Raw genomic sequence first — 5,658 nt, forward strand, 5'->3', positions numbered from 1 at the left:
GAGTCGATCGAGGAGCACAACGCAGTCAAATCATTGCTATCCCAGCTCGACAGCGCGTCCATGTCGGAAGAGGACGTCTGGGTGGCGAAGATAACGGTGATCCAGGAGAACGTAAAACACCATATCAGCGAGGAGGAGGAAGAGATCTTCCCCAAGATGCAGCAGAAGATGAGCAGCGACGAACTCTCGAGTCTCGGCAGCAGTTACGAAGAGGCAAAGAAGAGCGCGGTGCCGATGGCGGCACGCTGAGCGATCGGACGAAGGCACCGGCGCTCCTTTTTTTTGGCCGGGATCGGCCGGGCGAAATCGTTAAGTTCCTCATACCCTATTCTCCCCCGGACGGAGGACGCGTATGCCGCAGATTCTTGAATTGATCCGGGAGGATCACGATCTTATCAGGGCGCTCTTCGACGAGCTCGAGAGCAACCCCGAGACCCGGGACGTCCGGTGTATCACGCTTCGCCGGGAGCTGCCGGGACATATGTACGCGGAGGAGGCTACATTGTATGCGCACCTCCGGGAAAGGGTTCCGGAGGAGATACGGCGGTCGCTCGACGAACATACCGAAGTCAGGGAGACGTTCGCACGGTTCGAGAAGATCCCCCTCCGGGACGATGCCTGGATGCCGGCGCTCGTCGATCTCCGGGAGCGGGTCGAGGCTCACTTCGCCTCGGAAGAGGGCGAGGTCTTCGCCCGGGCAGAGGAGCATCTCGACAGGAGTGACCTGTTCGCGCTCAGCGAGACGTTTGAGCGGGAGAAGGTGGCGGCAGCGCGGTACGTTACGGTGTGATGGACACTGTCCGCATTGCCGGGGTACCCGGCACCCCTTTTGTTCCCACAAATGCCGCCCACCACATAAAACAAACCTCCTTAATTTTTACTGTCAGTAAACATGAGAACGTAAACATTATCGGTGCGGAAGTCAGACAGACCATTAATGAACGTTCTCATCACGAGCGGGAGGACAATCGCCCAGGGCAGGCAACTCTACTACAAAGACATGCCCGGATATTCCTATGAAACGGCACGCTGTTTCGTCAACCCGTTCGATCTCCTGGAACTCGGGGCCGCGGCAGGAGACTATCTCCTCCTCTCGACCGGGACAGGAGAGGAGGTGTTTTTCGCCACACCCTGCGACGATCTCGTCTCCGGAACCGTATTCGTCCCCTGCGGACCGCACGCGAACGCAATCCTGCACGCGACCACGCGGGGAACCGGTGCTCCGGACTACAAGTGGCTGGAAGGGACAGTGACGCGAACCGAGCAGCCCCCGCGATCGGGCTGGGATATCCTCATCGAGGAAGGCGGTGTTGCATGCCCTCCGGTGCCGGTGCTGCGGGGAAGACGACGGCGGTCCCGTAACCATCCGCGATGTTGCCTGCCCTCTCTGCGGGTGCCTCTGCGACGACCTCGTCGTGAGGGTCGAAGGCGGGGCCGTCAGGTCGGTCGACAACGCATGCTCGCTCGGCTCGGAGAAGTTCCTGTCGCAGAGCCGCCTCAGATCGCCAATCCTGAGGGATAACCACTCATGGAGCCCGATCGAGTTCGCGGAGGCGATCCGGTATGCCGCGGAGGTGCTCGCCAACGCCGAACGGCCGCTCCTTTTTGGGTGGAGCGGGACGTCCGCGGAAGCGCAGTGCATCGGCATCCAGATCGCCGAGACGATCGGGGGCGTGATCGACAACTGTTCGTCGATCTGCCACGGCCCCTCGATCATGGGCATCCAGGAGGCGGGTCACCCGGGGTGCACGCTCGGTGCGGTGAAGAACCGGGCCGACGTCGTGATCTACTGGGGCTCGAACCCCATAGAGTCACACCCGCGCCATCTCTCCCGATATACGACGTTCGTCAACGGAAAGTACCGGGAGAACGGGCATCACGACCGGACTCTCGTCGTCGTGGACATCAGGGAGACCGACACCGCAAAGATTGCCGACGAGTTCATACGGATCAAGCCGGGTGGGGATTACGCCGTCTTTTCAGCCTGCGGGCAATCATCAGGGGCCATGCGGATGCACTTCCTCCTACCGTTGCAGGCGTCCCGCGAGAGAGGCTGATCTGGCTGGCGGACCTCTGCAGGAACGCCCGGTTCGGCGCGCTCTTCACGGGGATAGGCCTGACGCAGTCTCCCGGCAGGTACAAAAACGTCAGGAACGCCATCCAGCTCGTCGACGAACTCAACCGGCACACGAAGTTCACCCTGACCCCCATGCGCGGGCACTGGAACGTCAACGGCACCAACCAGACGTTCTCCTACCTCACGGGCTATCCCTACGGCGTCGATTTTTCCCGCGGGATACCCTACTACAACCCCGGGGAGACGACGGCAGTCGACCTGCTCCGCCGGGGAGAAGCCGATGCATGCCTCATCATCGGCGCCGATCCGGGAGCTCATCTGCCGAGAAGGTGCAACGAACACCTTGCGACGATCCCCACGATCGTCATCGATCCGTTCGTCTCGCTCAGCACCTCCTTTGCGGATCTCCATATCCCGGTCGCATGTGTGGGAATCGACTGTGAGGGAACGGGCTACAGGATGGATTCCGTCCCGATCCGGATGAAGAAGGTTCTCTCCTCGGGTCTCCCGACCGACGAGGAGGTGCTGTCGCAGATCCTATCCCGGATACGGGAAAGACGCCAGCCTTACATCGTAAGCGTCCAAAAGCCACAATCTTCGGAGGCGCCGCCGGTATCGTGATGCGCGCGCAGGAGTAAATGCAATTGGCTCGACTTGAAACAAAAGTTAAATAAACAACACCGTCGACAGATAGAATGGTGTCACCGCAACGGCGGCGCATCATTGAGATCCAATCTTTAAAGCCTCAATTCCATCAACCCAAACCGCGGAACACCCGCAAACGGCCGGGAACGAGGAAGAGCCGGACCGGGCATCGTGCCGGATGTCCCGGGAGGCGCTGCAAGCGAGGTTTAACGGGGCGACAGAGATCGCTTCCTCTCTTCTTCACCCGGTTTTGTGAATAGTATTGATGTAAAACGTGCGCTACGCAGAAGAAGAACGATCAATTACCAGCGTTCGCACAGTAGAAGTTCTAAGAAGAACAGAGTGGAAACTCTAAGAACAGTTTTCAGAGTAAAGGGAAGTAATAGCAGCGAGTTGCGCTTCCCGAGGGCTCGCGCACCTCAGTACCACACATCACGTGAGAGGGCTTAACTGCTGGGTTCGGAATGGGTCCAGGTGTTTCCCCTCTGCTATGGCCGCTATTACCAGTTACGACCGGGTGTGATGCGTTTGGATGGAGTCGAAAATCCTTACGGATTTTCTCCCCGCCCAGCCGCTTCGCGTCCGGTCGGAAGCCAAGGCCCGGACTTGAACCGGGGTGTAGTTGATCTGCAGTCAACCGCGTGGCCGCTCCGCCACCTTGGCAAGCTGTGTTGCCTTACTATGTTGTCGCCCAATCTATTTAAGGGTTACACCCTCATCAGATTCGGCCGTAAGGCGTTTTTCGGTGCGTACTCCGGATTTCGTCTGAGTTCAGCGGAAGGCATCGGACGTTAGTATCCGCGGACTGAACACGTCGTTGCCTTCGTGCTTACATCCCGGACCTATCAAGCGGGTCTTTTACCCGTGTCCTCAACGGAGTCTCTTTTTAGGTCAGGTTTCAAGCTTAGATGCTTTCAGCTTTTATCCCTTATCGCGTAGCTGCTCGGCACTGCCCTGTCGGACAACCGATCGACCAGAGGCGACGACGGAAAGTTCCTCTCGTACTATTTCCATCTTACCTTCAGACTCCTTACACTCCAGATAGATAGTAACCGACCTGTCTCACGACGGTCTAAACCCAGCTCACGATCCCCTTTAATAGGCGAACAACCTCACCCTTGGCCGCTGCTGCACGGCCAGGATGGAAAGAACCGACATCGAGGTAGCAAGCCGCCGGGTCGATATGTGCTCTTGCCGGCGACGACTCTGTTATCCCCGGGGTAGCTTTTCTGTCGTCAATGGCCCTCATCAATAAGGCTCATTGGTTCGTTAGACCCGAGTTTCCTCTCGCGATTTCTTGCTATGCGAAATCGCGTCAGGCCAACTTATGCTCTTGACACTCTCCTGTGAGTTTCTGACTCACATGAGTTGACCATAGGGCACCCTTGATATTTTTTCGAGGGTGTGGCGCCCCACCCAAACTGCCTACCTATCGTTGTCCTCAGGTTTGAGTTAGTGTTACAGTAAACCAAGGATGGTGTCTCATTGTTGGCTCCCCACCCCCCGGAAGGGGTGGATCGACGCCTCCCATCTACGCTGCGCAAGGAATACCGTAACACAGCGACAGGCTGCAGTAAAGCTCCACGGGGTCTTCACTTCCCATCTGGAGTCCCTAGTCTCTGCACTAGGATAAAATGTTCAACGGCTTCGTGTTAGGGACAGTAGGGCTCTCGTTAATCCATTCATGCAAGTCGCCAATTAAGCGACAAGGTACTACGCTACCTTAAGAGGGTCATAGTTACCCCCGCCGTTTACGAGTCCTTCGTCCGGTTGAACCCGGTGTTCAGATACTCGCACTGGGCAGGAATCAGTGACTATACTAGTCGTTTCCGAGTTGCAGTCACCTATGTTGTTATTAGACAGTCAGAGCCCCCTGGTCACTGCGACCTGCCTGATCGCCAGGCAGGCACCCCTTCTCCCAAAGTTACGGGGCTAATTTGCCGAGTTCCCTTAACACGATTAAACCGACACGCCTTAGCCTTTTCAGCTAGGGGCACCTGTGTCAGATCTCGGTACGGACATTCATCCCCCTTTTCACGGGCTCCAGGAATTTGCCGAGTTACCCCATCACGCTTTCACTCGCTTCTCACCATGGCGGTACTCCACGAGCTTGGACGCTTGGACAGGGCGACAGCCCTGCCCGGCATATCCCGAAGCGTCAGGGCGAATTAACGCTACGGATGAATGGTACAGGAATATTAACCTGTTTCCCTTTTGACGTGCTCGAATTACGACACATCTTAGGACCGACTAACCCTCGGCTGACGAACATTGCCGAGGAAACCTAGCCCCTCCGGCGGTTGGGATTCTCACCCAACTTTGCTTCTACTAATGCCAGAATTCTCATTGCTACCCGGTCCACAGGAGCTTACGCCCCTGCTTCTGCCCAGGCAGCACGCCTCTCTACGCCATCACACGAAAGTGTGGTCCGTGGTATCTGTAGTAGGCTTTAGCCCCGTCCATTTTCAGTGCCCCAAACCTCGACTGGTAAGCTGTTACGCACTTTTTAAAGGATAGCTGCTTCTGAGCTCACCTTCCAGTTGTCTTTGGCCTGGGACGCCTTTCAGTGTTGACACTTAGCCTACATTGAGGGACATTAACCACGGTCTGGGTTGTCTCCCTTACGGACTACAAGCTTACCCCGTAGTCCGGACTGCCAGCCTTCTTCGACGACGGGGAATTTGGAGTTTGACAGGAGGGTGAGGGATTTCTCCCCCAGCTCCCCCAATCAGTGCTCTACCTCACCGTCTATCTCCAGCCAGGTCATGCTACGGCATGTTTCGAGAGGAACCAGCGGATGCCCAGCTCGATTAATCTTTCACTCCTATACGCAGGTCACACGAATGATTTGCATATCAAAACCGCTTGCGGTCCTCCACGCGCCTTTCGGCACGCTTCAACCTGCCCACGCATAGATCGCTGGGCTTCGGGTCTTA

4 protein-coding genes, 1 tRNA gene, 2 rRNA genes and 1 pseudogene are annotated in these 5,658 nt (G+C 57.1%); 5 read left to right on the plus strand and 3 right to left on the minus strand.

Features of this window, described 5'->3' with window-relative positions:
• The 5 genes and pseudogenes from EI28_RS14455 to EI28_RS15565 all read left to right on the plus strand — a co-directional run.
• On the plus strand, positions 1–249 hold a 249-nt coding region (locus tag EI28_RS14455), incomplete at its 5' end, for a hemerythrin domain-containing protein (RefSeq protein WP_048114951.1).
• Positions 250–352: 103 nt separating this feature from the next.
• A complete protein-coding gene (locus tag EI28_RS11365; RefSeq protein WP_048114953.1) occupies positions 353–790 on the plus strand; it encodes a hemerythrin domain-containing protein in 438 nt (145 codons plus the stop codon).
• A 147-nt stretch (positions 791–937) separates the two neighbouring features.
• Positions 938–1,222: pseudogene (locus tag EI28_RS15555) on the plus strand (molybdopterin dinucleotide binding domain-containing protein); the annotation flags it as partial.
• 85 nt (positions 1,223–1,307) lie between these two features.
• Positions 1,308–2,057, plus strand: coding sequence for a molybdopterin-dependent oxidoreductase (locus EI28_RS15560; RefSeq protein WP_369792289.1), 750 nt, complete (start codon positions 1,308–1,310; stop codon positions 2,055–2,057).
• 152 nt (positions 2,058–2,209) lie between these two features.
• The gene (locus EI28_RS15565; protein ID WP_369792290.1) at positions 2,210–2,698 is read left to right on the plus strand and encodes a hypothetical protein; all 489 of its coding nucleotides are present in this window, start codon (positions 2,210–2,212) and stop codon (positions 2,696–2,698) included.
• A 404-nt stretch (positions 2,699–3,102) separates the two neighbouring features.
• Here the strand turns inward: EI28_RS15565 and rrf are convergent.
• From rrf to EI28_RS13610, 3 genes are all read right to left on the minus strand, one after another.
• Positions 3,103–3,224: ribosomal RNA gene (gene rrf / locus EI28_RS11375) — 5S ribosomal RNA — on the minus strand.
• An 89-nt stretch (positions 3,225–3,313) separates the two neighbouring features.
• A tRNA-Cys gene (locus EI28_RS11380) sits at positions 3,314–3,385 on the minus strand.
• Between the two features lie 109 nt (positions 3,386–3,494).
• Positions 3,495–5,658, minus strand: a 23S ribosomal RNA gene (locus tag EI28_RS13610); the annotation flags it as partial.

Source organism: Methanoculleus sp. MH98A, assembly GCF_000691865.1.
Classification (GTDB): domain Archaea; phylum Halobacteriota; class Methanomicrobia; order Methanomicrobiales; family Methanoculleaceae; genus Methanoculleus.

Bases quoted from the DNA above. Each gene is read 5' to 3' on its own strand.
- EI28_RS11365 (WP_048114953.1), top strand. From the start codon at position 353: ATGCCGCAGATTCTTGAATTGATCCGGGAGGATCACGATCTTATCAGG.
- EI28_RS15565 (WP_369792290.1), top strand. From the start codon at position 2,210: ATGCGCGGGCACTGGAACGTCAACGGCACCAACCAGACGTTCTCCTAC.